General features: G+C 74.5%; 19 protein-coding genes. 8 read left to right on the top strand and 11 right to left on the bottom strand.

Translation table 11 applies throughout. From position 1 onward, the window contains the following. Positions 1 to 12 precede the first annotated feature (12 nt). Positions 13 to 813: an IclR family transcriptional regulator gene (locus QBL21_RS20075; RefSeq protein WP_407563609.1), complete on the top strand. Its 801-nt coding sequence runs from the start codon at positions 13 to 15 to the stop codon at positions 811 to 813. Between the two features lie 205 nt (positions 814 to 1,018). Here the strand turns inward: QBL21_RS20075 and QBL21_RS20070 are convergent, their stop codons facing one another. Genes QBL21_RS20070 through QBL21_RS20050 form a run of 5 tightly spaced genes read right to left on the bottom strand, consistent with a single transcriptional unit; the run spans position 1,019 to position 7,642 of the window. Further along, entirely contained in the window at positions 1,019 to 3,493 is a 2,475-nt protein-coding gene (locus QBL21_RS20070) for a hypothetical protein (RefSeq protein WP_407563608.1), read from the bottom strand. Next, positions 3,490 to 4,788: an extracellular solute-binding protein gene (locus QBL21_RS20065; RefSeq protein WP_407563607.1), complete on the bottom strand. Its 1,299-nt coding sequence runs from the start codon at positions 4,786 to 4,788 to the stop codon at positions 3,490 to 3,492. The genes QBL21_RS20070 and QBL21_RS20065 overlap by 4 nt, the downstream gene beginning before the upstream one ends. A 60-nt stretch (positions 4,789 to 4,848) precedes the next feature. Then, positions 4,849 to 5,790: a carbohydrate ABC transporter permease gene (locus QBL21_RS20060; protein ID WP_407563606.1), complete on the bottom strand. Its 942-nt coding sequence runs from the start codon at positions 5,788 to 5,790 to the stop codon at positions 4,849 to 4,851. After that, on the bottom strand, positions 5,787 to 6,770 hold the full coding sequence (locus QBL21_RS20055; RefSeq protein ID WP_407563605.1) for a carbohydrate ABC transporter permease: 984 nt from the start codon (positions 6,768 to 6,770) through the stop codon (positions 5,787 to 5,789). Before QBL21_RS20055 ends, QBL21_RS20060 begins: the two co-directional genes overlap by 4 nt. Continuing rightward, positions 6,767 to 7,642: an IclR family transcriptional regulator gene (locus tag QBL21_RS20050; protein ID WP_407563604.1), complete on the bottom strand. Its 876-nt coding sequence runs from the start codon at positions 7,640 to 7,642 to the stop codon at positions 6,767 to 6,769. The genes QBL21_RS20055 and QBL21_RS20050 overlap by 4 nt, the downstream gene beginning before the upstream one ends. 217 nt (positions 7,643 to 7,859) lie before the next feature. Between QBL21_RS20050 and QBL21_RS20045 the strand changes: the two genes are divergently transcribed. Together QBL21_RS20045 and QBL21_RS20040 are read left to right on the top strand one after the other, a co-directional pair. Continuing rightward, positions 7,860 to 10,448 carry a hypothetical protein gene (locus QBL21_RS20045; RefSeq protein WP_407563603.1) on the top strand — a complete coding sequence of 863 codons (2,589 nt, stop codon included), beginning with the start codon at positions 7,860 to 7,862 and terminating at the stop codon, positions 10,446 to 10,448. Between the two features lie 32 nt (positions 10,449 to 10,480). After that, positions 10,481 to 11,722 (top strand): family 16 glycosylhydrolase, encoded by a 1,242-nt coding sequence (locus QBL21_RS20040; RefSeq protein ID WP_407563602.1) that lies wholly within the window; start codon positions 10,481 to 10,483, stop codon positions 11,720 to 11,722. A gap of 54 nt (positions 11,723 to 11,776) precedes the next feature. Here the strand turns inward: QBL21_RS20040 and QBL21_RS20035 are convergent, their stop codons facing one another. The 5 genes from QBL21_RS20035 to QBL21_RS20015 form a co-directional block, all read right to left on the bottom strand. Continuing rightward, positions 11,777 to 12,571 (bottom strand): SDR family oxidoreductase, encoded by a 795-nt coding sequence (locus QBL21_RS20035; RefSeq protein WP_407563601.1) that lies wholly within the window; start codon positions 12,569 to 12,571, stop codon positions 11,777 to 11,779. Then, positions 12,568 to 13,482, bottom strand: a complete 915-nt coding sequence (locus QBL21_RS20030; protein ID WP_407563600.1) for a dihydrodipicolinate synthase family protein — start codon at positions 13,480 to 13,482, stop codon at positions 12,568 to 12,570. The genes QBL21_RS20035 and QBL21_RS20030 overlap by 4 nt, the downstream gene beginning before the upstream one ends. A gap of 139 nt (positions 13,483 to 13,621) precedes the next feature. After that, complete coding sequence (locus QBL21_RS20025; protein ID WP_407563599.1) at positions 13,622 to 14,803, bottom strand: mandelate racemase/muconate lactonizing enzyme family protein; 1,182 nt, start codon at positions 14,801 to 14,803, stop codon at positions 13,622 to 13,624. A 161-nt stretch (positions 14,804 to 14,964) separates the two neighbouring features. Next, positions 14,965 to 15,552: an N-acetylmuramoyl-L-alanine amidase gene (locus tag QBL21_RS20020; RefSeq protein ID WP_407563598.1), complete on the bottom strand. Its 588-nt coding sequence runs from the start codon at positions 15,550 to 15,552 to the stop codon at positions 14,965 to 14,967. A gap of 164 nt (positions 15,553 to 15,716) precedes the next feature. After that, positions 15,717 to 17,033: an ROK family protein gene (locus QBL21_RS20015; RefSeq protein ID WP_407563597.1), complete on the bottom strand. Its 1,317-nt coding sequence runs from the start codon at positions 17,031 to 17,033 to the stop codon at positions 15,717 to 15,719. A 243-nt stretch (positions 17,034 to 17,276) separates the two neighbouring features. Here QBL21_RS20015 and QBL21_RS20010 point away from each other — a divergent pair, with 243 nt between their 5' ends. The 4 genes from QBL21_RS20010 (at position 17,277) to QBL21_RS19995 (ending at position 22,175) form a co-directional block, all read left to right on the top strand. Beyond that, positions 17,277 to 18,818, top strand: coding sequence for a GntP family permease (locus QBL21_RS20010; RefSeq protein ID WP_407563596.1), 1,542 nt, complete (start codon positions 17,277 to 17,279; stop codon positions 18,816 to 18,818). 41 nt (positions 18,819 to 18,859) lie between these two features. Next, positions 18,860 to 20,164 carry a four-carbon acid sugar kinase family protein gene (locus QBL21_RS20005; RefSeq protein ID WP_407563595.1) on the top strand — a complete coding sequence of 435 codons (1,305 nt, stop codon included), beginning with the start codon at positions 18,860 to 18,862 and terminating at the stop codon, positions 20,162 to 20,164. A 123-nt stretch (positions 20,165 to 20,287) separates the two neighbouring features. Further along, complete coding sequence (gene pdxA / locus QBL21_RS20000) at positions 20,288 to 21,325, top strand: 4-hydroxythreonine-4-phosphate dehydrogenase PdxA (protein ID WP_407563594.1); 1,038 nt, start codon at positions 20,288 to 20,290, stop codon at positions 21,323 to 21,325. A 58-nt stretch (positions 21,326 to 21,383) separates the two neighbouring features. Continuing rightward, on the top strand, positions 21,384 to 22,175 hold the full coding sequence (locus QBL21_RS19995; protein ID WP_407563593.1) for a DeoR/GlpR family DNA-binding transcription regulator: 792 nt from the start codon (positions 21,384 to 21,386) through the stop codon (positions 22,173 to 22,175). Between the two features lie 12 nt (positions 22,176 to 22,187). On the opposite strand, the gene xylB is transcribed toward QBL21_RS19995, so the two are convergent. After that, the gene (xylB, locus tag QBL21_RS19990; RefSeq protein WP_407563592.1) at positions 22,188 to 23,609 is read right to left on the bottom strand and encodes a xylulokinase; all 1,422 of its coding nucleotides are present in this window, start codon (positions 23,607 to 23,609) and stop codon (positions 22,188 to 22,190) included. A gap of 102 nt (positions 23,610 to 23,711) precedes the next feature. Between xylB and xylA the strand changes: the two genes are divergently transcribed. Next, complete coding sequence (gene xylA / locus QBL21_RS19985; protein WP_407563591.1) at positions 23,712 to 24,875, top strand: xylose isomerase; 1,164 nt, start codon at positions 23,712 to 23,714, stop codon at positions 24,873 to 24,875. The last annotated feature ends 308 nt before the right edge of the window (positions 24,876 to 25,183 follow it).

Genomic DNA, 25,183 nt, shown 5'->3' with positions numbered 1-25,183 from the left:
CGGGAGGTCGCGATGGCGGCAACGGGAGGCACGGCGTCGGGCACGCAGAGCGTGGAGCGCGCCCTGTCACTGCTGTCGTACTTCACCGACGAGCAGCCCGAACGCCGCATCGCCGAGCTGGTCGAGCTGAGCGGCCTCGGCCAGTCCACCGTCTCGCGGCTGGTGGCCGCCCTGGAGTCGCTGGGCTACCTCGTCCGCGACGAGCGCAGCGGACTGCACCGCATCGGCCCCAAGGTCGTCGAACTCGCCGGCGTCGCACTCAACCAGTCCACCGTCCACCGCGCCGCCCGCCAGGTCGCCCAGAACCTCGCCCACGAACTGGGCCTCGGCGCCAACGTCGCCGAGCGCCACGGCGACCGCATGTTCTACCTCTGCCACTTCGAAGGCCCCCTCGCGCCGCGGTCCTTCACCCTCACCGGCCGCTCCGCGCCGCTGCACGCCACCGCCATGGGCAAGGCGCTGCTCTCCGGGCTGGCGGAGGACGAGGTCCGCGACGTCATGGGCCTGGACTACCCCGCGTACACCCGCAAGACCCTCACCGGCCTCGCCGGGCTGCTCGACGCGCTGGAGGAGACCCGCGCCCGTGGCTACGCCACCGAGGTCGAGGAGCTGGCCTTCGGCCGCGCCTGCCTCGCCGCGCCCGTACGCGACCGCTCCGGCGCCGTCGTCGCCGCGCTGTCCGTCTCCGGCTCGCTGTCCGCGATGGACCTGGCGGCCCGGCAGGACACACTCGCCGCCAGGACCGTCGAGTACGCCGACCAGATCTCCACCGGCCTCGGCTTCCTCGCCCACGCCCGCCCCGCCGCGCTCTGACCCCGCCGCCGATCCTGTCCGCCGGCCCTGCCCGCCGGCCCTGCCCGCTGACCGCGCCCGGCCGGGCGTCCGGCGCGCATCCCCGGGACCCGTACCCCCGGACACCGGTGAGCCCGGTCCCGGGGTGCGGCCCTCGGGACCGGGCTCCGGCGGCCGTCGGCCGAACCCTCGACGGCGACGGCCGCCCGCTTCACGCGGCAGGTGCTCAACCCCGCCCGCCCACCAGCCGGTAGTCGTGACCGGCGCGCAGCGGGAACTCGACCGCGCCGGTGACGGGGTCCACGGAGAAGTCGACCGCGCGGGAGGCGGTCGTGTCCAGCACCTTCAACGACTTCGCATGCCAGCCCGCGTTCGCGTTCACGATCCGGGAACTCCGCTTCCCGTCACCGTAGCTGTACACCGAGTCCCGCGTCACCGGGAAAACCTGCGCCCGGAGCCGGGCCGACGAGCCCGCCTCCGTGCGGCGCACCAGCACGCCCTTGCCGCCGACGAACGCCGGCACGTCGCCCCGGGCCACCTCGTGGTCCTCCAGCGTCACCGGGCCCTCGTGCCGCTCACCGGTGTTGACGTCGATCCACGTCCCCGCCGGCAGGTACACGTCCCGCCCGGTCGCCGTCGCGAAGTCCGCTCCCCACACCGGTGCCGCGAGCAGCGACTCACCGAGCATCCACTCGTACCGCCGGGTCGACTCGTCGACCAGACCGTACGTCCGCTCGTCGGCCGGATACGCCAGGTGCAGCGGCGTCATCGCATAGGGGAAGCCGGAGGCATGGCCGTCGAGGACCGCGTCGTAGATGTACGGATGCAGCGAGTCGTGCCACAGCGCCAGCTTCTTGGCGTCCGCGGCCACCTCGTCGCCGAACAGCCACGGCCCCTGGCCGAACCCGAGCACCGGGGTGAGCGCGTTGAACTGCACGTTGCGGGCGAAGTACGCCCGGTACGCCGGGTCGGCCGGCTCCGCCTTGCCGGGGGTGCCGCCGACGAAGTCCGGATAGAGGTTGCCGAAGCCGGCCGCCGCGATGTTCAGCAGGTTCACCGGCATCCGGTCCGGGTCCTCGTGGTACACCGCGCCGGTGCCGTAGATCGTGTCGTTGATCCGGGCCCAGTCGCCGGGCAGCGAGTAGGCGGTGTTGCGCACCATCACCGCGTCCCCGGCGTCGTGCAGCGCCTTCAGCAGCGCGTTCCAGTTGCCGTCGCGCCACAGGTCGGGGCTGTAGAGCATGGTGTCCTCCTTCCAGCCGTCCACGCCCCACTTGCGGGTCTGCGCCACGTACCAGTCGACGGCCTGCGGATTCCGCCCGTCCAGCACGTACGAGGCACCGGAGGGGAACTGCGCCCGGGTGACCTTCACCGGCTCGCCGTCCGCGCCGGCCAGCAGATAGCCGTTGCGCCGGGCCTCCTCCATGAAGCCCGCGTCGGTGACCGGGTTGTGGTTGCCGCCGTCGTCCCGCCCGGCCTTGAAGTTGTTCCGCGCGCCGAGGAGCAGCGCCACGTCGTTGCTCGCGAAGAGCCGCTTCAGCGCGTCCGGCTCCGGGTAGCGGGGGTTGGGCAGCCCGTCGTCGCGGCCCTCCTCGGCGGTGTCGTCCCACATCCCGAAGGAGTTCGTGGTCCCCTCCGCCGGATTGCCGCGCTCGCCCGGCCAGAAGCCGGAGCCGACCACGCCCCAGCCCAGCGGATAGCCGTGGTCGAGGAAGTCCCGCACGGTGCCCTCCACCGACGACTGGTAGGTGTTCCAGCCCAGCGCCCCGTACGCCTCCCAGCCCAGCTCGAACATCCGTGGCCGCGGCCGGACGTCCGCGTAGCCGGCGGCGTGCCGGGCGCGGCGGTAGTCCGCGTAGAGCTGCTTGACGTCCGTCCCGAGGAAGTAGTGCAGCCCGTCGACGCCGTCGGCGCCCGCCACCCCCAGCCGGTTCTCCGTCTCCGTCAGGCCGACGCGCTTCTGGCCCTCGGCGAACAGCACCTCGGCGAAGCTCTGCCGCGGGAAGACCGCGAAGGTCGACACGAAGCGCTTGCAGGAGCCCTGGTTGGTGACGTTGTCCAGGACGAGCCCGGTCAGCTCGGCCCGCGGGCGCGCCTCCACCTTGCCGCTGCACGGCGTGCCGGTCTCCGGCCGGCCGTCGCCGAACGAGCCGTGGTCGCCCAGCCCGTACGCCGGGCCGACGTGCCCCGTACGCAGGTCGACCGTGCTCGACGCCGGCACCCCGGTCACCGCCACGCCCACCGAGCGGGCCCGCGGGCGCAGCACCACGCGCACCGAGCCGCCGCCGGCGAGCCGCACGTCCAGCACCGCCGCCGACCGGCCCGCCGCGACGAGCCGGGCGGACTCGGCGTCCGCGAACTCCGCGTCCCCCGGGCCCTTCACCCGCAGCCCGGACTCGGCGTGCGGCGGCGCGACGACCGCGCCGCCACGGCGCTCGAAGCCGTAGCGGAAGCCGTCCTTTGCGATCCTCATCCGGTACGTCGCGCCCGTGACGACGACGCCGCGCCCGTGCTCGGCGACGGCGTACCCCGCCGGCGTCCCCGCCGACCCCGCCACCCCCGCAACCCCGGCCCTCCGCCCGGCGTCCGCCGGCTGCGCCGCCTGCGCCGGCGGCAGCAGCGCCGGGAGCAGCGCGAGCGGCAGCACCGGAAGCAGCACACGGCGCGCCGCGCGCACCGCGGCCCCCTCCCGCCCGCTCACTCCTCGATCAGACGCGTGACATCGTCACGCGCCGTCCTCATCGCGTCCTTCGCCGAGGAGTCGCCCACCAGCACGGCCTGCACCTGCTTGGCCACCGCCTCCTCGATCTGCGCGTTGTTCGCGTACGCCCAGAACGGGCCCGGCGTCGCCGTCGCCGTGATCTTCTCCGTCCACTCGGCGGTGAACGTGTCCGACGACACCTTCGGATCCGCCAGCCCCTGCGTCGTCGTCGGCGGCAGCGCCAGCTTCCCGAAGTAGTCCACGACCGTGGCCTTGTCGGAGGTGGTGTGCACGGCGAAGTCCGTCGCCGCCGACGAACCCTCGCCCTTCGTCACCACGATGACGTGGCCCCACAGCAGCGCCTGCGGATCGTCGCCCCGCTTCAGCACCGGCCGCGGCACCGCGACCATCGCCTCCGCCAGCGAGTCGTCCGCCGCCTCCGCCAGCGTCGCGCCCTTGCCGACCAGCGCGTCGTCGTAGAAGCCCACCTTGCCCTGCGCGAACAGCGCACGGGCGTCGAACCGGTCCACCGCCCTGGCGATCAGCTTCTCGTCGTAGAGCTTCTTGAACCACTCCACGGCGTCCACCGACGCGTCGTCGCCGATCGCGACCCCGCCGCCCTCGACGATCGGGCAGCCGAAGGTCTGCATCCACGGGAAGATGTCCTTGAGCTGCTCCACCTTGGTCGCCGCCGCGTACGGCGTCACCCCGCCGCCCAGGTCCTTCAGCGCCCGCAGCGCGTCCTCGAACTCCGAGATCGTGCCCGGCAGCCGCCGGATCCCGGCCTCGTCCAGCAGCCGCCGGTTGCCGATCAGCCCGATGGAGCCCGTCGTCCACGGCAGCCCGTACTGCACCCCCTCGTACTGCCCGCTCTTCAGCGCCACGTCCGTGTAACCCGCCCCGGCCGCCGCGTCCCCCAGGTCCAGCAGCGAACCCATCTGCGCCACGGCCGCCAGCCACGCGATGTCCAACTGCACCGCGCCGGTGACCTCCCCGCCGCTCAGCTTCAGCGTGAGCTGCTTCAGATACTCGTTGTACGGATACTCCGTGGTGGAGACCTCCGACCCGGAAGCCTTCTCCCAGTCCGTGAGGATCCCCTCCACGACCGGCTTGCTCGCCTCCTCGTTCAGCGCCCAGGAGGTGAACCCGAAGTTCTTCGCGCCGGCGTCGCCGCCGTCACCCGAGCCGCCCCCGGAGGGCGCGCAGGCGGCCAGGGCGCCGGGCACGGCGAGGCCCAGGGTGCCCAGGCCCAGCAGTCTGAGGGTGTCGCGGCGGGGTAGTGCGTGGCGGGACATGCCGACTCCTTGAAGGTTGGGAAGCGGTGCGCGATACGGGACCGGGCGCGGCGGCGCCGGTCAGCTCTTGACGGCCCCGGCGGTCAGCCCGCCGACGAGGTAGCGCTGAAGGAACATGAAGGCGACGACCACCGGCACCGAGACGATCAGCGACGCCGCCATCAGCGCCGGCCAGGCCGTCTGGAACTCGCCGAGGTAGGTGTTCACCAGGCCCGGCGGCAGCGTCATCGTGTCGTCGCCGGAGAGCGTCAGCGCGAAGATGAAGTCGTTCCAGCCGCGCACGAACGCGAACAGCCCGGCCGCGATCATCCCCGGCGCCGCCAGCGGCGCGACGATGCTGTGCAGGGTGCGCCAGCGCGACGCGCCGTCGATGGCAGCCGCCTCCAGCAGCGCGTCGGGGACCGTGTCGAAGATGCCCTTCAGCATCCACACGCACAGCGGCATCGTGAACGTGGTGAAGGACAGGATCAGCGCCGTGTACGTGCCGAGCAGGTCGAACTGGCGGAACACCGCGTACAGCGTGATCAGCAGCAGCGCCTGCGGGAACATCTGCGAGGCGAGCACGAAGTTCATCAGCGACTTGCGGCCGCGGTAGCGGAACTTGGAGAACGAATAGCCCATGTACGTGGAGACCACCACGCTCAGCACCGCGGTGACCCCGGCCACGATCACGCTGTTGACCATGTAGTCGAAGAGCTTCTCGTTCTCCGCGAACGCCTTGAAGTGCGCGAACGTGATCTCGGTGGGGAAGAACCGCGGCGGGAAGCGGAACGCCTGCCCCGGCGGGCTCAGCGCGGTCACCAGCATCCAGTACATCGGCAGCAGGCCGAACAGCCCGATGACGCCGACCGCGGCCCACGCCGCGACGGAGGAGCGGACCTGGTCGGGGCGGCGGCGCGGGCGCGGGGTCCGGGGGCGGCCCCCGGCGGGCGTCCCGGGGGCGCCGGCGGGCGGTGCCTTGGGGGAGGGGCCGTCGGCGGTGGTGAACTGGGCGGTGGTCACGAGTGCTTGTCCTCCCGCTCGGAGGTCTTCAGGTACACCCCGACGAGGACCAGGAGCAGCAGCATCCACAACCCGCCGAGCGCGGCCGCGTGGCCGAGGTCGAAGCCCTTGAAGGCGTCCTGGTAGACGGCGACCGCGAAGGTCTCGGTGGCGCCGGCGGGGCCGCCGCCGGTGAGGACGTAGATGGTGTCGAAGTGCTGGAAGTTCCAGATGAACTCCAGCAGCAGCACGATCGCCGCGACGCCCCGCACCCCCGGCCAGGTGACGGCGCGGAACCGGCGCACGGCCCCGGCCCCGTCCACGGCCGCCGCCTCGTGCAGCTCCCGCGGCACGGTCTGGAGACCGGCCAGCATCATCACCATCATCCACGGGAAGCTCGCCCAGGTCTTGGTGACGATCACCGCGACCATCGCCGTCGTCGGCTCGCCGAGCCACGAGACGCTCTCGTCGATGAAGCCAAGCTCCAGCAACGCACCGTTGAGGACCCCGTAGTTCGCATTGAAGATCCACATCCAGAGGAAGGACACCACGACCCCGGGGATCACCCAGGGGAAGAGGAAGAGGCCGCGCAGGAACCCGCTGCCCCTGAGCCCGGTGTTCAGCGCCAGCGCGAGTGCGAACCCGACGGCGAACGGCGCGAGCGTGGCGCCGACCGTGAACACGAGCGTGTTCTGGAGCACCGGCCAGAAGTCGCGGTCGAGCACGTCGGCGTAGTTGTCCAGCCCGACGAACGTACGCCCCGGCAGCCGCAGGTCCTGGTCGAAGAAGCCGGTGACGAGGGAGGCGACGAGCGGGTAGAACACGATCGCCGCGAAGAGCGCCAGGCCCGGCACGGTCAGGAGGAAGGCGAAGGCGCCGTTCGACAGCCCCTGCCCCTCGCGCTTCGACGGCTTGCGCGCGCGGGCGCCGTCAGGCTCGGGGGAGGCGGCGGCCGGCGGCGCCGGGGCCGCCTGCTTCGGCGAGGCGGACGGGGGCGTCACGGCCGGCTCCTCTCGGGCTCGCGCGCGGCTCCGGGTCCGCCGTTTCCGGATCTGCCGGCTCCGGGGCCGGCGCCGGCCTGGGCCGGCGGTGCGGCGCGCGGGCCGACGTAACCGAGGCCGACGCTCACGGAGTCGGCGGCCTCGACCGCGGCGCGGGACAGCTCCTCCTCGCGCCGGTCGAGCGCGACGGTGGACAGCGGCCCGGAGATGGAGATGGCGGCGACGATGTCGCCGGAGCGGTCCCGGATCGGCGCGGCCACGCAGGAGCGGCCGTGCGCCAGCTCCTCGACCTCGGTGGCGTAGCCGCGGCGGGCGACGGCCGCCAGCTCGGCGTCGAGCGCGGCGTGCGAGGTGAGGGTCGCCTGCGTGAAGCCCGGCAGCCCGCCCTCGGGCAGCAGTTCGCGGCGGCGCTGCGGAGCCAGGCCCAGCAGCAGGCACTTGCCGAGGCCGGTGGCGTGCAGCGGCTTGCGCTGGCCGGTGAGCACCGTGGACCTCGGGGCCAGCCTGCCTTCGAAGTTGAGCAGGTAGAACAGCGCGGCGCCGTGCCGGATGGCGACGTTGGCGCCGAGGCCGAGGCGGGCGGCGAGTTCCTGGGCGAGCTGGCGGGCCTCGCGGTGGACGGGGTGGTGGTTGACGGCGACGCCGCCGAGGGTGATGGGGGCGGTGCCCAGGCGGTACAGCCCGCTGACGGCGTCACGTTCGACGTAGTCCAGCGACTCCAGGGTGGCCAGCAGCCGGGAGGTGGTGGAGGTGCCGAGGCCGGTGATGCGTACGACATCGGAGACGCGCAGCTCCGGGTGCCCGTTCTGGAAGACCGCGAGCACGGCCACCGCGCGCTCCACGCTCTGGTTGTTGCCCTGATCCGATGCCATTCGCGACTCCAGTGAATCTGCTTTGCAACATGCGGGATCGTTGCCCACATATTGCGACGGCGTCAACCCTTCTGGCCGGTGTTCCGCGGCAGCGGCCCGGCTCCGGGCCCAGAGTGACGCCCGGTTTTCTCGTGCACTGGGGGTTGACGGCCGTGCAGCATGTGGACACTCTTCCTGCATTACGGATGCCAGTTGCAGAGTGGGGAGTGTGTCATCGATGCCCAGCCGCCGGAGCTTCGTGAAGGCCGCGGGAGTCACCGCCGCGGCAACGTCAGCCCAGGCAGGCGCGGTTGCCGCCGCCGCGCCCACCGCTGCCGCGGACCGGCACGCCGGCCCCGGCACCCTGCACCTGGACGGCGACCGCGTCCGCCTCACCTGGGAGCGCACCGACGCCGGCTGGCGCGCCGTCCGGGTGCGCACCCGCACCCGCCGCGGCTGGCGCGAACTCCCCGGCGCCCTCGGCGAGTACGGCCTCACCCACCACGACGGCCCAGAACCGCCCGACGCCCAGCAGGTGCGCCGCGAGGAGGCCGGCACCCACCACGCCTTCTTCCCCGCGGAAGCCGCCGCCGTCGGCACCGCTGAGGGAACCGCGGTCGTCTTCCGCCACACCCACCCGCTCGGCAGCCTCGAAGCCCGCTGGCGCCTCGACCGCCGCCACCCCCACGACGTCCGCGTCACCCTCACCTGGACCGCCGCCCGGGACGGCTGGGTCAGCCTGCGCACCCCCACCCTGTGCGCCCTGCCCGAGCAGGCCCTCGCCTTCGGCTGCGTCCCCGGCGGCTGGTACGGCCACGAGTCCAACCCCGACCTGCGCATGGCCGCCGAGTACGGCCACGGCCTGCCCGCCGTACCGCACCTGTTCTACGACGACCTCGCCACCACCCTCGCCCCGGTCCTCAGCACCACCGAAGGACTCACCCTCGCCGCCGTCGCCGAACCCGGCATGGCCCGCGACCCGTACGCCGCCGACCGCGTCACCCACCGCGACGTACGTCTCGCGCTGTCCACCCGCGACCGCGCCGGCCGCCTCGCCCCGCACCTCGCCCGCCCCATCCTCGGCCGCGCCGACTCCCGCTGCGCCGCCGGTGACCAGCGGGTCCTCGACTTCCGCTTCACCCTTACCGACGGCGACTGGTTCGAGGCGCTGCGGCACGCCGCCACCGAGGTCTACGGCTTCGGCCGCTACCTCGAACTCGCCGCCAACAAGCACGCCCTGACCGAGCGCCTCGCCCGCATCCAGGCCGCCTACATCGCCGACCCGGTGCTCTCCCAGTGGCTCACCGACGAGTACGAGGGCACCACCATCGGCGCCCAGAAGTACAACGGCTTCGTCCAGGGCGCCGAGAACGACGCGATGAAGAACTCCGACATCGGCGCCATGTGGGGCCTGGCCGCCGCCACCTCCGACGCGCTGCTGGAACGCGACCGGCTGCCGTACGTGCGCAACTTCAAGCTCGCCCAGCAGCAGACCGCCGCCGGCCGCTACCAGGGCGCGCTCCGGGGCCAGTACTACCTGTTCAAGTCGGACCGCTTCGTCGAGGAGGGCAACCCCGACGCCGACATCGCCGACTACGTCGAACCCCTGGCCACCGCGTACTACGTCGTCACCGACCTCGCGCACATCCTGCTCTTCCAGCCCGGCGACGCCGAGCTGAAGGGCCGGATCCGGCTCGGCGCCGACCACCTCGCCGACGCCCAGAAGCCCGACGGCTCCTGGGAGGTGGCCACCGACAAGGAGCCGCCGTACGCGGTGACGTACCCGCACCTGACCGAGGACCTGCGCCCCACCTGGTACGGCCTGCTCGTCGCCCACCACGCCCTCGGCGACCGGCGCTACCTCGACGGCGCCGTGCGCGGCGCCGACTGGTACGTGGAGCACGCCGTCGAGCGCGCCCGCTACCTCGGCTCCACCGGCGACTCCGGCTTCCGCATGGACCTCTCGCTCTCCCAGGGCATCCAGGGCCTGCTCGACCTCGCCGAGGCCACCGGCAGGCGCCGCTACCGCGACGCCGCCATCGAGGTCGCCCGCCTCCACACCACCTGGATCTACACCCACCCCGCCCCGTCCACCGAGCCGCGCACCCGGGCCGGCGCCACCTACGAGGCGTGGCAGCTCACCCAACTCGGCCTCCAGAAGGAGCAGAACGACAGCGCGCCGGGCAACGGCCCCATCCTGCTCTCCAGCTTCGCCGGCACCTACCTGCGCATCCACCGCCTCACCGGCGACCCCCTCTTCCGCGACATGGCCCGCGCCGCCGCCCTCGGCCGCGACGCCTTCGTCGCCGAGGCGCCGGGCGTGCACTCGTACTACTGGGTGCGCTTCGACAACGGCATCGGCTCCTTCCCGCACCACGCCTGGTGGCAGATCGGCTGGATCCTCGACTACCTGCTGGAAGAGGTACGCACCCGCACCGGCGACCGGATCCGCTTCCCCCGCGGCTACTTCACGCCCAAGGTCGGCGGCCAGCTCACCTACGGCTTCGCCCCCGGCCGGGTCCACGGCACCCCCGCCACCCTGCGCATCCCGCCGCGACTGCTGACCGCCGACACCCCGCACGCCGAGACCCTCGGCGCGCTGGCCACCGACGGCGACCGGCTCTTCGCGCTGGTGCTCAACAGCAGCGCCCGGCCGCTGACCGCCACCGTGACCGCCGACCCGGCGCTGGCGCACCCGGACGGGCCGCGCACCATCGCGGGCATCCGCGCCGTCTCCGGCCGCCTCACCGCCGCCGACGCGCCGCGCTTCACCGTGGAGCTGAAGCCCCACGGCATCGCGGTCGTCGCGCTCGACCTCGCCGAATAGCCCGTACGCCGACGTGGACGAAAGGACGTCACATGCCCCGCGCCACCCCCCTCGCCGCGGCGATCGCCGCCGCCACCGCCCTGCCCCTGCTCGCCGTCGTCCCGCCCGCCGCCGCCTCGCCGGCGCCCACCGCGCCCGCCGTGGAGCGCACCGCCGAGCGCCCGGCCGGCCCGGCCGCGGCGCCCGCCGCGGGGCCGCCCGGCACCGGCTGGACCCAGGTCTTCGGCGACGAGTTCGGCGGCGGTGCCGTCGACACCGCCAAGTGGAACTTCCGCACCGACGTGAAGGCCAACAGCGCCCAGCGCCCGCAGAACGTCACCCAGTCCGGCGGCTTGCTGCACATCGCGCTGAAAAAGGAGGACCACGCCGGCAAGCAGTTCACCGGCGGCGGCGTCATCTCCAAGAAGCACCTGCGCTACGGCTACTACGAGACCCGGGCCAGGATCAACGACGGCGCCGGCTGGCACACCGCCTTCTGGCTCCAGGCCGGCGACGGCAGCACCACCTACCCCGCCGAGCAGCGCACCGAGATCGACGGCTTCGAGACCGACTCCGTGAGCCCCACGAAGACGTACCACACCGTGCACGGCTGGGTGGGCAGCGGCGTCCACGGCCCGGTCACCATCGGCTCCGGGTCGTACGACACCGGTCTCGACCTCAGGCAGTGGCACACCTACGGCGTCGACTGGTCCGAGAGCGGCGTGAAGTTCTACATCGACGGCGCGCTGAAGTACACCGCCCCGTACACCCCCGGCCAGTGGACGCACGACTACACCGCCGTCTGGCTCACCAGCATCGCCACCGGCTCGCTGCCCGACGCGAGCAAGCTGCCCTCGGCCGCCTCCTTCGACTACGTCCGCTACTGGCAGCGCGACTACTACGTCGACAACGACGGCGCCGCCGCCTACGGCTACTCCACCACCGGCACCTGGCAGACCAGCGCGCTCACCGGCTGGACGAAGGACTCGCCGGTCTCCTACGGCTGCGCGGCGGGCGCCGCGGCCACCTGGCGGCCCCGGCTGAGCGCGGGCGGTTCGTACGAGGTCTTCCTCCGCAAGTCCGTCTCCGCGACCGGCGGCGACCCGGCCGCGAAGGTGACCCTGAACAACGCCGGGGCCGTCTCCACCCGGACCCTCGACGAGCGTTCCGGCAGCCCCGGTTGGGTCTCGCTGGGCACGCAGACGTACCAGAGCGGCACGGGCGCGTCGGTGTCGCTCACCGCGAGCGGTACGGGCTGCGCGCACGCCGACGCGGTGAAGTTCGTACGCCGGTAGCGGTCGGCTCTGTCGGATGCCGGTCCCGTCATGCGGGACCGGCATCCGATTCTGCTACAGGAAGCGCTCCCGCAGGTCGGGGCGGAGCCAGGCGGCGGGGGAGGAGATGCTGAGCCCGCCGTCCACCGGCAGCACCGCACCCGTGACGAACGACGCCGCGGGGGAGGCCAGGAAGTGCACGGCCGCCGCGACCTCCGCGGGAGTGCCGGTGCGGCGCAGCGGATAGCCCTCGGCCACGTGCGCGAGCGGCGGGGTGCCGATCATGCCCGGTGCCACCGCGTTGACGCGGACGCCGCGCGGCCCGTAGTCGAGGGCGAGTTGGCGCACCAGTCCCTCGACGCCCGCCTTGGCCGCCGCGTAGCCGGGCAGGCCGGGAGCGGCGAGGAAGGCGTTCACGGAGGTGACGGCGACGACGGCCGAGCCCGGCGCGAGGCGGGGGAGCGCCGCGCGGGCGACGTAGAACGCCGTGTCCAGCGTGGCGGACTGGGCCAGCCGCCACTGCGCGTCGGTGGTCTCGCCGGCCCGGGCCACCGGCTGCGCCGCCGCGGCCAGTACCACCACGTCCAGCCGTCCCAGCGACTGCGCCGCCGACTCCACGCAGCGGGCGGCGGCGGCCGGCTCCGCGCAGTCGGCGGCGAGGTACGCGGCGTACGACGGGTGCGCGCAGTCCGCCAGCCCGCAGCCGGCGACCCGGTCGCCGGCCGCGGCGAAGGCGTCGGCCACCGCAAGCCCGACCGCCGAGTCGCCCCCCACGACCAGCACCCCGCGCGGCTGCCCGGCAACCGGGCCCGCCCCGCCCTCGGGCGCCTCGCGTCTCCCGCCCTCCGGCACCTCGTCCGCCCCGCTCACCGCGCCCCGCCCGCGGCCACCGGCGGCAGTGCCAGCCGCTCCAGGATCCCGTCCAACTGCGCCCGCAGCGGCTCCGTCAGCGCCTTCGCCGGCATCCGGACCGCCGCGGAGCCGATCACCCCGCGCCGTACCAGCACCTCCTTGTGCACCGCCCAGGCAAACCCCGCCTGCATGCCGAACCGGATCAGCGGCAGCAGCCGCTCGTACGCCCCGTGCGCCTGCGCCGCCCGCCCCGCGGCCCACGCGTCCAGCACCGGCCGCAGCGCGTCGGTGAACTCGCACGCCGGCATCGTCCCCACCGCGCCCGCGGCCAGCTCCTCCAGCACGAAGAAGGCGTTCTGCCCGCCGAGCACGTCGAACCCGTCCGGGGCCGCCGCCACCGTCTCCGCGATCTTCGGCACGGTCGGCGCCGACTCGACCTTCACCGAGTCCACCCCGCCGAGCTTGCCGAACTCCGTGACCAGCGGCACCGGCATCGCCACCCCCGTCGTCGCGGCGGCGTCCTGCACCATGACCGGCGCCCCGGCCCGCTCGCCGAGCGCGCCGTAGAAGTCGACGAGCTGCTGGGGGCCGGGCTTCGCGAGATACGGCGGCAGCACCATCAGCGCGTCCGCGCCGCCCGCGACGGCCTGCCCGCACTGCTCCAGCGCCGTCGCCAGGCTCGTCGGGCTGACCCCGGCCACCACCGGCACGGCGCCCGCGACCACGTCCCGTACGTCCGCGAGGACGGCGTCCCGGTCGGCCGCGGTGAGCGCGAAGCCCTCGCTGGCCATGCCGAAGACCGCCACCCCGTCCGCGCCGGCGCGCAGTTGGAACTCGGTGAGGCGGCGCAGCGAGGCGCGATCGAGGCTCCCGTCCGGGTGGAAGGGCGTGGCGAGAACGGGGACGAGACCTCGTACGGGCCGGCTCATGCGGTGGTCCTTTCTATCGCCCCTCCGGCCGCACGGCGCGACGGCGCGGTCGGGCTGCGGTCGGGCTGCGGGCGGGTCGGGGTGCGGTGTGCGGGGCGGATGCTGCGGCGCGGTCCCCGGGCGGCCTCGCCGGCGCCCCTCACCCGGTGATCTCCTGCGCGTGCCGTACGACGAACCCCGCGTCCACCACCACGCCCAGGCCGGGACCCGCGGGCAGCGGAATGCCGGTGTCCGGGCCGCCGGCGAGCGGCGCGCGCAGGATGCGGCTCGCGACCTGCCAGGTGGTCGGCTGGTACTCGAAGTACGGCATGTCGGCGACCGCGGCGGCGAAGTGCAGCCCCGCGGCGGTGGCCACGCCGAGCCCGGTGGAGTGGTGCGGGGCGACGGGGACGTGGTGGGCGGCGGCCAGCTCGGCGATGGCGAGGGCTTCGGTCAGGCCGGTGCGGCCGGCGTCGGGCTGGGCCAGGGACAGGGCGCGGCGGCCGAGCCAGTGGGCGAACTCGTAGCGGTTGCGCAGGGCTTCGCCGACGGCGACGGGCAGGTCGAGGCGGCGCTGGAGGTCGCGGTGGCCCTCCACGTCCTCGGGGGCCAGCGGTGCTTCCAGGAACAGCACCCGGCCGCGCCGCTGGAGTTCGCGGCCGAGCCGGGCGGCGTCGGCGAGGGCGTACGCCCAGTGCGCGTCGACGGCGACGCGCAGCCGCTCGTCGGCGGCGAGCACGGCGTCGACGGTGGCGAGGTCGGCGTCGACGCCGCGGCCGAGGTGCAGCTTGATCCGGTACGCGCCGCGCCCGGCCCACTCGGCGGCGAGCTTCGCGCGCTCGGCGTCGGTGTCGCGGGGCAGCCCGGAGACGTACGCGGGCTGCACGGTGCGAAAGGCGCCGCCCAGCAGCTCGGCGACGGGCAGGCCGGCGCGGCGGCCGGCCAGGTCCCACAGGGCGATGTCGACGGCGGCGAGCGCGTCGGCCTGATGGCCCGTCAGGTGGCCGCGCTCGCGCATGAGGTCGCGCAGCCGGTGCCAGGCGGGGCGGACGGCGCCGGCGGGGGAGCCGAGGAGCGCGGGGCGCAGCAGCGTGGCGACGGCCTGGCCGGGCACCTCGGGGCCGACCGGCGCCAGCGCCTCGCCCCAGCCCTCGGTGCCGTCCTCGGCGGTGACGCGGACGAGCAGCGTCTCGAAGCGGGCGGAGTACAGGCTGCGCCAGGGCTCGCGCACCACGTACCCGCGGTCCTCGGTGAGGTCGCTGCCGTCGTCGAGCCGCCCCAGATATGCCTCGCCGTGCGGCAGCTTCAGGGCGTACACGCGGACATCGGCGATGCGGGCCATGCTCACCATCCTGCTTCGGCAACGGGCTCAGGCGATGGCAGATTCCCACATCATGCAAGCGATATGCAAGAAGTGCATTGACCTTTACGGAAAAGGGAACCCGGTGAGCGGCAACACCCCTGAGCCGCCCACCGGGTGCTCGTGGGCCCCGCGGCCGTGCGTCAGGCTTCCCGGACGAGCCGCATGTACTTCGTCCAGTTCCAGTTGGGGCCGGGGTCGGTGTGGGTGGCGCCGGGGACCTCGTTGTGGCCGATGATGTGCGTGCGGGTGCGCGGGATGGCGTAGCGGTCGCAGATCGCGGCGGTGAGTTGCGCGGACCGCCGGTACATCACGTCCGTGAACCAGGCCGGCTTGTCCACCCAGCCCTCGTGCTCGATGCCGATGCTGCGGGTGTTGTAGTTCCAGTTGCCGGCGTGCCAGGCGATGTCCTTCTCCCGGACGAGCTGGGCGATGTAGCCGTCGGCCGAGGCGATGAGGTAGTGCGAGGAGACGTCGCGGCTGGGGTTCTGGAAGATGTCCACGGCGTCCTGGAAGTACTCCTGGGTCACGTGCACGACCACGAAGTCCAGCGGGTACGCGGTCGGCCGGCTGGAGACCGTGTAGTTGGTCCGGTCCGCCGGTATCCAGTGCGTCGGGGGGTACTGCGCCGCCTGCGCGGGGGTGGCGGCGAGGCCGCCGAGGCCCGCCGCCGCGGCGGTGGCGGCGGCGCCCTGGATCAGCCGCCTGCGGGGGAGGTTCGCGAAGTCCATGGGGCTCCTGACAGCGGAGGGGACATTTGCGCGTACATGACAGTCCGGGATCTATCATGAGGACACGTCAGGCCCCTGCCAAGACATGACCGGATATGCCAATGGGCGTACCAAAGGCGGTGGTTGACCGGCGGCGTGACGCGGGGGCGTCCGGCGGGCGCGGGTCAGCCGGCGGCGACGGCGCCCGGCGCCTCCATGACGGCGTCGACCTCGCTGAGCGCCGCCCCGAGCAGCGGCCCCTCGGCGCCGAGCGCCGAGACGGTCAGCCGTACGGTACGGGCCGGGTCGGCGACCCGGCGGCCCAGTTCGCGTTCGACCGCGGGCACCACCCAGGGGGCGAGCCCGGCGAGCGCGCCGCCCAGCACGACGGCCTCCGGGTCGAGCATGTTCACGGCGCCGGCGATCGCGATGCCCAGCGCGCCGCCCGCCTCGCGCAGCGCCGCCCGCACCCGGGTGTCGCCGTCGGCGGCGAGGGCGGCCAGCATGGCGATCCGCCCACCGGGGCCGGGGTGGGCGGCGCGGGCCCGCGCCGGGTCGATGCCGGAGGCCCGCAGCACGGCCTCCTCGCCGGCGTACTGCTCCAGGCACCCGCGCCCGCCGCAGGCGCACGGCCGCCCCTGCGGGCGTACGGGCACGTGCCCCAGCTCCCCGGCGAACCCGTGCGCCCCGCGCAGCAGTTCGCCGTCCATGACGACCGCGGCCCCGATGCCGATCTCGGCGGAGACGTGCAGGAAGTTCCGCCCGGGCCCGGGGGAGCGGCCGTCCGCGGGGATCGCCGCGGCCGGCCGGCCCGCCGGGCCGCTCCCGGGCAGCGGCTCCTCGCCGGCGCCGCGGGGCTCCGGCGCGTCACCCGGGGCGGTGCTCCCCTCCAGGCGCTGTTCGGCCAGCGCGCCGAGGTTCGCCTCGTTGCCGACGCGGGCCGGCGGGACGGAGGGCAGGAGCGGGCCGAGGTCGACGCCCTGCCAGCCGAGGTTCGGGGCCCGTACGACCGTGGACTCGTCGCGTGCGATGAGGCCGGGGACCGCCACCGTCAGCCCCGTCGGCGTCAGGCCCTCGCCCCGCAGTTCGGCCACGACCTGCTCGATCAGCCCGCCGAGCCGCGCCAGCACCGGCCCTGGCGGATGGTCGCGGTTGGCCGCGTCGGCGGCGACCCGGGCCCGTACCCGGCCGCTGAGGTCCACCGCGCAGACGGCGAGGTGGTCCACGCCGATCTCGGCGCCGAGCCCGCACGCCCCGCGGTCGTTGAGCGCCAGCGCGCTGCCGGGCCGGCCCACCGTGCCCGGCCGGCCGGGACCCAGCTCCACCAGCAGCCCCGCCCGCAGCAGCTCGTCGACGACCGCCGCGACCCCCGCCCGCGTCATGCCGATCCGCGCCGCCACGGCCGCGCGCGACAGCGGGCCCCCGGCGGCCACGGCGCGCAGGGCCAGGGACAGGTTCCGCTGCCGCAGCGCCTGCTGCGTGCGGGGAGAGGGCGCCGACACGGGCGACTCCTTCAGGGCGTGAACGGGGCGGTGAACGGCGGTGACGACCGTCACGGCGGTCTCGGGCACGACGACCCTACGGCCTGGAGGCCCCGTACCGGAGTATGCCGGACAGGCCCGAAACATGTAGTTGCGCGGACTGCGCAGAAAATCTTGGTCGGACTGCTTGTTCCGCGCAAGTCGCGCGGGCATGATGTGCATGTCCGAACCGGACGTCCACAGCAAAGTCGGAGGAGGATCGGCGTGGATCTTCAGCTCTTGGCGGCGCTCGTGCTCGGTATCGCCACGATCATCGTCATCGTGCTGCGCACCAGGCTCGACGCCTTCGTCGCACTGCTCGTCGCCTCCCTGGTGACCGGCTTCGTCGCGGGTGCGCCCGCCACGGACATCCTCGATTCGATCACCGCCGGCTTCGGCTCGACGCTGGGATCCATCGGCATCGTGATCGGCCTGGGCGTGGGCCTGGGCAAGATCCTGGAGGTCTCCGGCGCCGCGGACGCGCTGGCCAGGGCGTTCGTCCGGGCCTTCGGCAAGGGCCGGGAGCCGTGGGCCATGGGCACGACCGGCGCGGTCGTCTCGATCCCGGTGTTCTGCGACTCCGGCTACGTGATCATGAACCCGCTCGCCCGCTCCATCGCCCGCGTGAAACGCGCGGGCTATGTGACGCTCGCCCTCGCGCTGGGCTGCGGCATGACCCTCACCCACCACCTGGTGCCGCCGACGCCCGGCCCGCTGGGCGTGGCCGGCATCCTCGACGCCGAGCTGGGCGCGCTGGTGCTGGCGGGCCTGTGCTTCTCCGTCGTGCTGCTGCCCATCGTGATCGGGTACGCGCGCTGGATGGGGCCGAAGCTGGAGAGCGAGATCTCCGACGAGGTCCGCGAGGCCGTGTACGGCAAGGCCGCGGTCACCGTCGGGGCGGGCTCCGCCTCGGGGCCCGGCTCCGGCCCCGGCCCCGGCCCCGGGTCCGCGGGGGCACCGGCCGACCTGTCCAAGGCCGGCCTGTCCAAAGCCGACGAGGGCCCGGACGAGGCGGAGCCCGAGCACGATCCGGCCGCCGCCCTCGGCACCCCGCCGCCCGGCGAGAAGCCGCACCGGATGAGCCCCGGCCTGGCCACACTGCCGCTGCTGGTGCCGCTGCTGCTCATCGTCGCCAACACCGTGGCGTCGGCCATCGACCAGAACCGCCAGGGCGCGGTCGGCTCCGACGACTACGAGCCCTCGGCCCTGCCAAAGGCCCTGGCGTTCATCGGCAGCCCCGTCGTGGCGCTCCTGATCGGCATCGTGCTCGCGGTCTACGTGCTGCTGCCCCGCTGGACGACCCGCTCCCAGGTCGGCGGCTGGCTCTCCGAGGCCGCCGCGTCCGCCGGGCTCATCATCCTCATCACCGGCGCGGGCGGTGCGCTCGGCCAGGTCCTGCGCGACACCGGCGTGGGTGACGAGCTGGCCGAGGCCATCTCCTCGTGGAACCTGCCCGGTGTGCTGGTGCCGTTCCTCATAGCCTCGCTGGTGCGGGTCGCGCAGGGCTCCGGCACGGTGGCGATGATCACCGCCGCGTCCGTCACCGCACCGCTCATCTCCGGCCTCGGGGTCTCCCCGCTCCTCGCCGCGCTCGCCTGCTGCGCCGGCTCGATGGTCTTCAGCTACTTCAACGACTCGTACTTCTGGGTCGTCACCCGCTTCACCGGCCTGGACGGCGTCGCCGCCATCCGCGGCTGGTCGGGCATCACCACGGCCGTGTGGCTCGGCTCGCTGCCGCTGCTGCTGATTGCGAGCACGTTCATATGAGTGGGCCGGCGAGCGTACGGCCGGGCGGCCGGCGAGCGGCCGTGCTGGTGGCCGCGGACGATCTGACGGGCGCGAACGCCACGGCGGCGGGTTTCGCCCGGGCCGGGCTGCGCGCGGTGACCGTCGGCGCCGACCAGGGGCCGGACGTCCTCGCCGGCCTAGCGGAGCGGTTCGACGCCGTGGTGGTCAGCACCGACAGCCGCCACTGCACGCCCGCCGAGGCGGCGGACCGGGTGGCCGCGGCGGTACGCGCGGGCTGGCCGGCCGAGCTGGCCGGCACCCGCGTCGACTCCACCCTCCGCGGCAACGTCGGAGCGTCCACCGCGGCCCTCCTGGAGGCCGTGGGCACGGCCTCCGGCCGGCGGGCCGTCGCCCTGTGCGCCCCGGCCCACCCCGAGGCGGGCAGGCACACCGTGCAGGGCACCCAACTGCTCGACGGCGTGCGGCTGGAGGAGACCGAGCTGGCCCGCGACCCGCGCTCGCCCGTACCCACCTCCGACATCGCGGAGCTGCTGCGCCGGCAGGCGGACCTGCGCATCGCCCGGGTGCCGCTGTCGGTGGTCACCGGCGAGGCCGGGACGCTGCGGGCCCATCTGGACAAGGCGCTCGCCGCGGGCGCCGAAGTGATCGTCGCCGACGCGCTGACCGTCGAGCACCTGGAGCGCACGGCCGCTGCGGCGGTGGCCGCCGGCGGTGACGAGATGGTGTGGACAGGCGTCGACTCCGGGCCCGGCTCGGTGGCGCTGGCCCGCGCGCTCGGCATCACCGGCCGCGCCGCCGGCGCACCGGTGCTCGCCGTCTCCGGCTCCGCCACCGAGCTGACCCGCACCCAGCTCGCCCGGCTCCGGGCCGCAGAGCAGGTGCGCGTCGTGCGCCCCGTCACCACACCCGGCTCACCGGTCCCCGAGCCCGCCGCCACCGCCGAGGCGCTGGCGGCGGAGCTGGCTGCCGCGGGCCCCGGCGAGGTCGTGCTGCTGGCGACCGTGCTGGAGGAGGCCGACGTCGTCGCGCTGGGCCCCGCGGACGCGGCGCGGCTGCCTGCGGAACTGGCCCGCACGGTCCGTACCGCCCTGGAACGGCAGCCCGTCGAGGGCCTCTTCGCCACCGGCGGCGACGTCTCCGCCGCCCTCTTCGCCGCGCTGGACGCGGCCGGGCTCGACGTCGAGAAGGAGCTGGAGCCGCTGGCCGTCGCCGGCAGCTTCGTCGGCGGCGACTGGGCCGGGCTGCCGGTCGTCACCAAGGGCGGCCTGATCGGCGGCCCCGACACCACCGTCGCCTGCGTCGCCCACCTGCGCCGGGCCGCGGCCGCCGCCCGGCGGCACGTTCCGACCGCCACAGGACGTTGAACCCGTGAACCCCGTGAACCCCGTGAACCCCGTGCCCACCGACCGGTCCGAGGAGTCCGGGCCGACCGCACCCCACCGGACGGCGAGCGCACCGCGCCGCCGCACCACGAGGAGGAACCACCGATGACCCGCCCCGTCCTCGCCGTCACCCTCGGCGACCCCGTCGGGATCGGCCCGGAGATCACGGCGCGCACCCTCGCCGAGGTCGCCGGGCAGACCGGGCACCACGGCATCGCCGTCGGCGACGCCGAGGCGCTGCGCCGCGGCGCCCGCGCCACCGGCCTGGATGTCGAGGTGCGCGCGGTGAGCGGCTTCGACACCGAGCCCGCGGGACCCGGCGTCATCGACGTCTTCGACACCGGCGAACTCGGCGTGGACGTACCGGAGTGGGGCAGGGTCGACGCCCGCGCGGGCCGCGCCGCCGTCACCGCCATCGAGGTCGCCACCCGCGCCGCGCTCGACGGCAAGGTCTCCGGGATCGTCACCGGTCCCATCAACAAGGAAGCGATCTGGAAGGCCGGCTCGAAGCACCTCGGCCACACCGAGATGCTCGGTGAGCTGACCGGCGTGACCCGCCAGGACACCATGTTCGTCGTGCGCAACACCGCGGCCGAGGGCCACCACCTGCGCATCTTCTTCACCACCCGGCACGTCGCGCTGCGCACCGCGCTCGACCAGATCACCGCGGAGCGCGTCGGCAAGTCGATCCGCGAGGCCGTCACCGCGCTGAAGGTCTTCGGCACCGAGTCGCCCCGCCTGGCCGTCGCCGCGATCAACCCGCACGGCGGCGAGAACGGCGCGTTCGGCGACGAGGAGATCGTGCACCTCGCCCCCGCCGTCGAGGCGGCCCGCGCCGAGGGCCTGGACGTCACCGGGCCCGTCCCCGCGGACTCGGTCTTCCACCAGGGCCTGGTCGGCCGCTACGACGGCGTGCTGTCCCACTTCCACGACCAGGGCCACATCCCCGCCAAGACCTACGACTTCGACGGCACCATCTCCGTCACCGTCGGGCTGCCGATCCTGCGCACGTCCGTCGACCACGGCACGGCCTTCGATATCGCGGGCACCGGCCGGGCCGATCACGGCACAATGCTCTCGGCGTATCTCGCGGGCGTGGACTACAGCCCGTTCGCGGGCCGGATCCGCCGGACGTACGGCTGACCCACCCCGCCCCCGCGGGACGCGCCGCGGCGGGCGGACACGACAGACGGAGGCACGTGTGGCCCACCCGACGGCGCGACGCGGCACGCGCGAGCGGCACGAAGCCCTGCTCAGGCTGCTCCGCGAAGGCACCACGCAGGTGGAGGAGCTGGCTGCGGCGCTGGCCGTGTCGCCGTCCACCGTGCGCCGCGACCTGGGCCGGCTCACCGAGGGCGGCCGGGTGACGCGCACCTACGGCGGCGCGGTGGCTCCGGAGGCGTTCCCCGAGCGGCCGGTGGGGGAGAGCGCGCTGGTGCGGCTGCACGCGAAGGCCGCGATCGCGGAGGCGGCGCTCGCGCTGGTGCCGGAGAGCGGCGCGGTGTTCGTCGACGCGGGCACCACGTGCGCGGCGCTCGCCCGCCAACTGCTCGACGCCGACGCGCACGCGGGCCGCAGCGTCGTGGTCACCCGCGGCCTGGAGACCGCGCAACTGCTCGCCGGCGCGCCGGACATCGACGTGGTGATGCTCGGCGGCAGCGTGCGCCCGCTCAGCCACGGCCTCGTCGGCCCGCTCACGGACCTGGCGCTGGACCGGCTGTCGTTCTCGGTGGCGTTCCTCGGCGCCGACGCGGTCGATCCCGTCCGCGGCGTCGGCGAGCCGACGCTGGAGGAGACGGCGGTCAAGGAGCGCGTCGCCGCCCGGGCGCACCGCGTCGTGGTCCTGGCCGACGCGACGAAGCTCGCGGTCGACGACGCACCCGCCTGGACCCGCCTGCCCCCGGGCTGGACCCTGGTGACCGACGCCGAGGCCCCCGGCGACCTGGAGGTCCGCTGCGCGGCGGCGGGCGTGACGGTGGTCCGCGCGGGCTGAACCGTACGGGCCTCAGCCCGCCCGGCGCAGCAGCGAGCCCGCGTCCGCGAGCACCTCGCCGATCCGCTCCAGCGTCGCGTCGTCCCGCTCCACCGCCTCGTACGTGCGCCCCTCCGCCGTGCTCCAGCGCCGCGCCACCGCCGCCGGGTCCTCGCCCAGCAGCAGCCCCGCCGCCTGCGCCGCCGCGCCGAGGGCCACCAACTCCTGCGCCCGCGGCACCTGCACCGCGCGCCCCGACAGCCGCCGCACCGTCTCGCGCCAGGCCGACCCCTGCGACCCGCCGCCGATGAGCAGCAGCGGCGCGTCCGGGTCGGCGTCGGGCCCGGAGACCTCCGCCAGCGCCGTCAGCAGCGCGTGCACCGCGCCGTCGTACGCGGCCTGAAGCACCTGCCCCGGGGTGGTGTCGTGGCGCAGCCCGTGGATCAGGCCGGTGGCGTGCGGCAGGTCGGGGGTGCGCTCACCGTCGAGGAAGGGCAGCACGACGGCCGTGCCCCCGGGCCTTACCTCCTCGCGGTAGCGGCCGAGGAGCGCGGCGATCCGGTCCACGGCCTGCGTGCAGTTGAGGGTGCAGGCCAGCGGCAGCCAGTCGCCGCGCGCGTCGGCGAAGCCGGCGACGGTGCCGGTGGGGTCGGCGGGGCGGTGCCCGGAGACGGTGTAGACGGTGCCGGAGGTGCCGAGGCTGAGCACCGGCTGCCCGGGTGCGATGCCCAGGCCGAGGGCCGCGGCCATGTTGTCGCCGGTGCCGGGGGCGACGAGCGCGCCGCGGGGTACGGGCAGGTCGTCGCCGCGTACGGTGCCGGCCGTCTCACCGGGCCGCAGCACGCGCGGCAGGCGCTCGGGCGAGAGGCCGACGTGCTCCAGCGTCGCGGTGTCGTACGCCTCCGTCGCGGCGTCCCACCAGCCGGTGCCGGAGGCGTCGCCGCGGTCGGTGACGGCCTCGCCGGTGAGCCGCTCGGTGAGGTAGTCGTGCGGCAGCCGGACGGCCGCCGTGGCGGCGGCGGAGTCCGGCTCCTGCTCGGCGAGCCAGGCCCACTTGGTGACCGTGAAGGAGGCGGCCGGCACGCTGCCGGTGCGCTCCGCCCAGCCCTTCGGCCCGCCCAGCTCGGCGAGCAGCCGGTCGCGCTGCGCCGCGGAGCGCACGTCGTTCCAGAGCAGTGCGGGGCGTACCGGACGCCCGCCGGCGTCCAGCGTCACCAGCCCGTGCTGCTGCGCGCCGACGGCGACCGCCGCCGCCTCGCGCGCCGGCTCGCCGCAGGCGGTGAGGGCGGCGCCGAGCGCCTCCCACCACTGCTCCGGATCGCTCTCCCGCCGGCCACCGGTGCTGACGGCGTGCGCGGCCTGGCCGTGCGCCACCACCTGACCGGTGTCGCTGTCCACGACCAGCGCCTTGGTGGATTGCGTCGAACTGTCGACGCCGATGACGAGTGGCCCCATGCTGTGTCCTCCGCGACTCGTGGGCCGGCTCTTCCCACCGACCCGGTCGGCATCCTATTTTGTAAAGCGGCCTTACGAAATAGATCCGCCGAAGGAGCCGCCATGTCGTACACGCCTACCCCCGAGGACAAGTTCAGCTTCGGCCTGTGGACCGTCGGCTGGCAGGGCCGCGACCCCTTCGGGGAGGCGACCCGCGCACCGCTCGACCCCGTCGAGAGCGTGCGCCGGCTGGCCGACCTGGGGGCGTACGGCGTCACCTTCCACGACGACGACCTCATCCCCTTCGGCGCCTCGGAGACCGAGCGGGAGTCGCACGTCAAGCGCTTCCGCCAGGCGCTCGACGCGACCGGCATGGCCGTCCCGATGGCGACCACCAACCTCTTCACCCACCCCGTCTTCAAGGACGGCGGCTTCACCGCCAACGACCGCGACGTGCGCCGCTACGCGCTGCGCAAGACCATCCGCAACATCGACCTGGCGGTGGAGCTGGGCGCGCGGATCTACGTCGCCTGGGGCGGGCGTGAGGGCGCGGAGTCCGGTGGCGCCAAGGACGTGCGCGCCGCGCTCGACCGGATGAAGGAGGCGTTCGACCTCCTCGGCGAGTACATCACCGGCCAGGGCTACGACCTGCGGTTCGCCATCGAACCCAAGCCCAACGAGCCGCGCGGCGACATCCTGCTGCCCACCGTCGGCCACGCGCTGGCCTTCATCGAGAGGCTGGAGCGCCCCGAGCTGTACGGCGTCAACCCCGAGGTCGGCCACGAGCAGATGGCCGGGCTCAACTACCCGCACGCCATCGCCCAGGCGATGTGGGCCGACAAGCTCTTCCACCTGGACCTCAACGGCCAGAACGGCATCAAGTACGACCAGGACCTGCGCTTCGGAGCGGGCGACCTGCGCGCCGCGTTCTGGCTGGTGGACCTGCTGGAGACCGGCGGCTACACCGGCCCGCGGCACTTCGACTTCAAGCCGCCGCGCACCGAGGACACCGAAGGGGTGTGGGCGTCGGCCGCGGGCTGCATGCGCAACTACCTGATCCTCAAGGAGCGCGCCGCGGCCTTCCGCGCCGACCCCGCGGTGCAGGAGGCGCTGCGCGCCTCACGGCTGGACCAGTTGGCGCAGCCCACCGCGGACGACTCCGGTCTCGCCGGGCTGCTCGCCGACCGCGGCGCGTACGAGGACTTCGACCCGGAGGCGGCGGCGCAGCGCGGCATGGCCTTCGAGCACCTGGACCAGTTGGCGATGGACCACCTGCTGGGCGTCTGAGGCGTAGGGGCCGGGCGCCAGGGGCGTACGGGGCCGGGCGCCCGAGTCTCCACCTGCCGGGCGCCCCGGCCTCACCCGCCGGGCGCCCGGGCCTCACCCGCCGGCCGCCCGAGTCCCACCTGCCGGGCATCCGATGCCCCACCCGCCGGGCGCCGGGGCCTCACCCGCCGGCCGCCCGAGGCGCCCGCGTCCCTGCGGAAGGACGGGCCGCGTCCCTCCCCGTCCGTCCTCGTACGTTCCCGTTCATCCCCTCACGCCCGCCCAAGGGTAGGCGGCCCCTCCGACAACGCCGGCCCACGCCCGTACGG

Origin of the sequence: Streptomyces sp. 184 (genome assembly GCF_045781775.1) — a bacterium.
In the GTDB taxonomy this organism is placed as follows: Bacteria; Actinomycetota; Actinomycetes; order Streptomycetales; family Streptomycetaceae; genus Streptomyces.
Note: the sequence above shows the minus strand (reverse complement) of the source record. Positions and strands in the feature narration are given on the sequence as shown.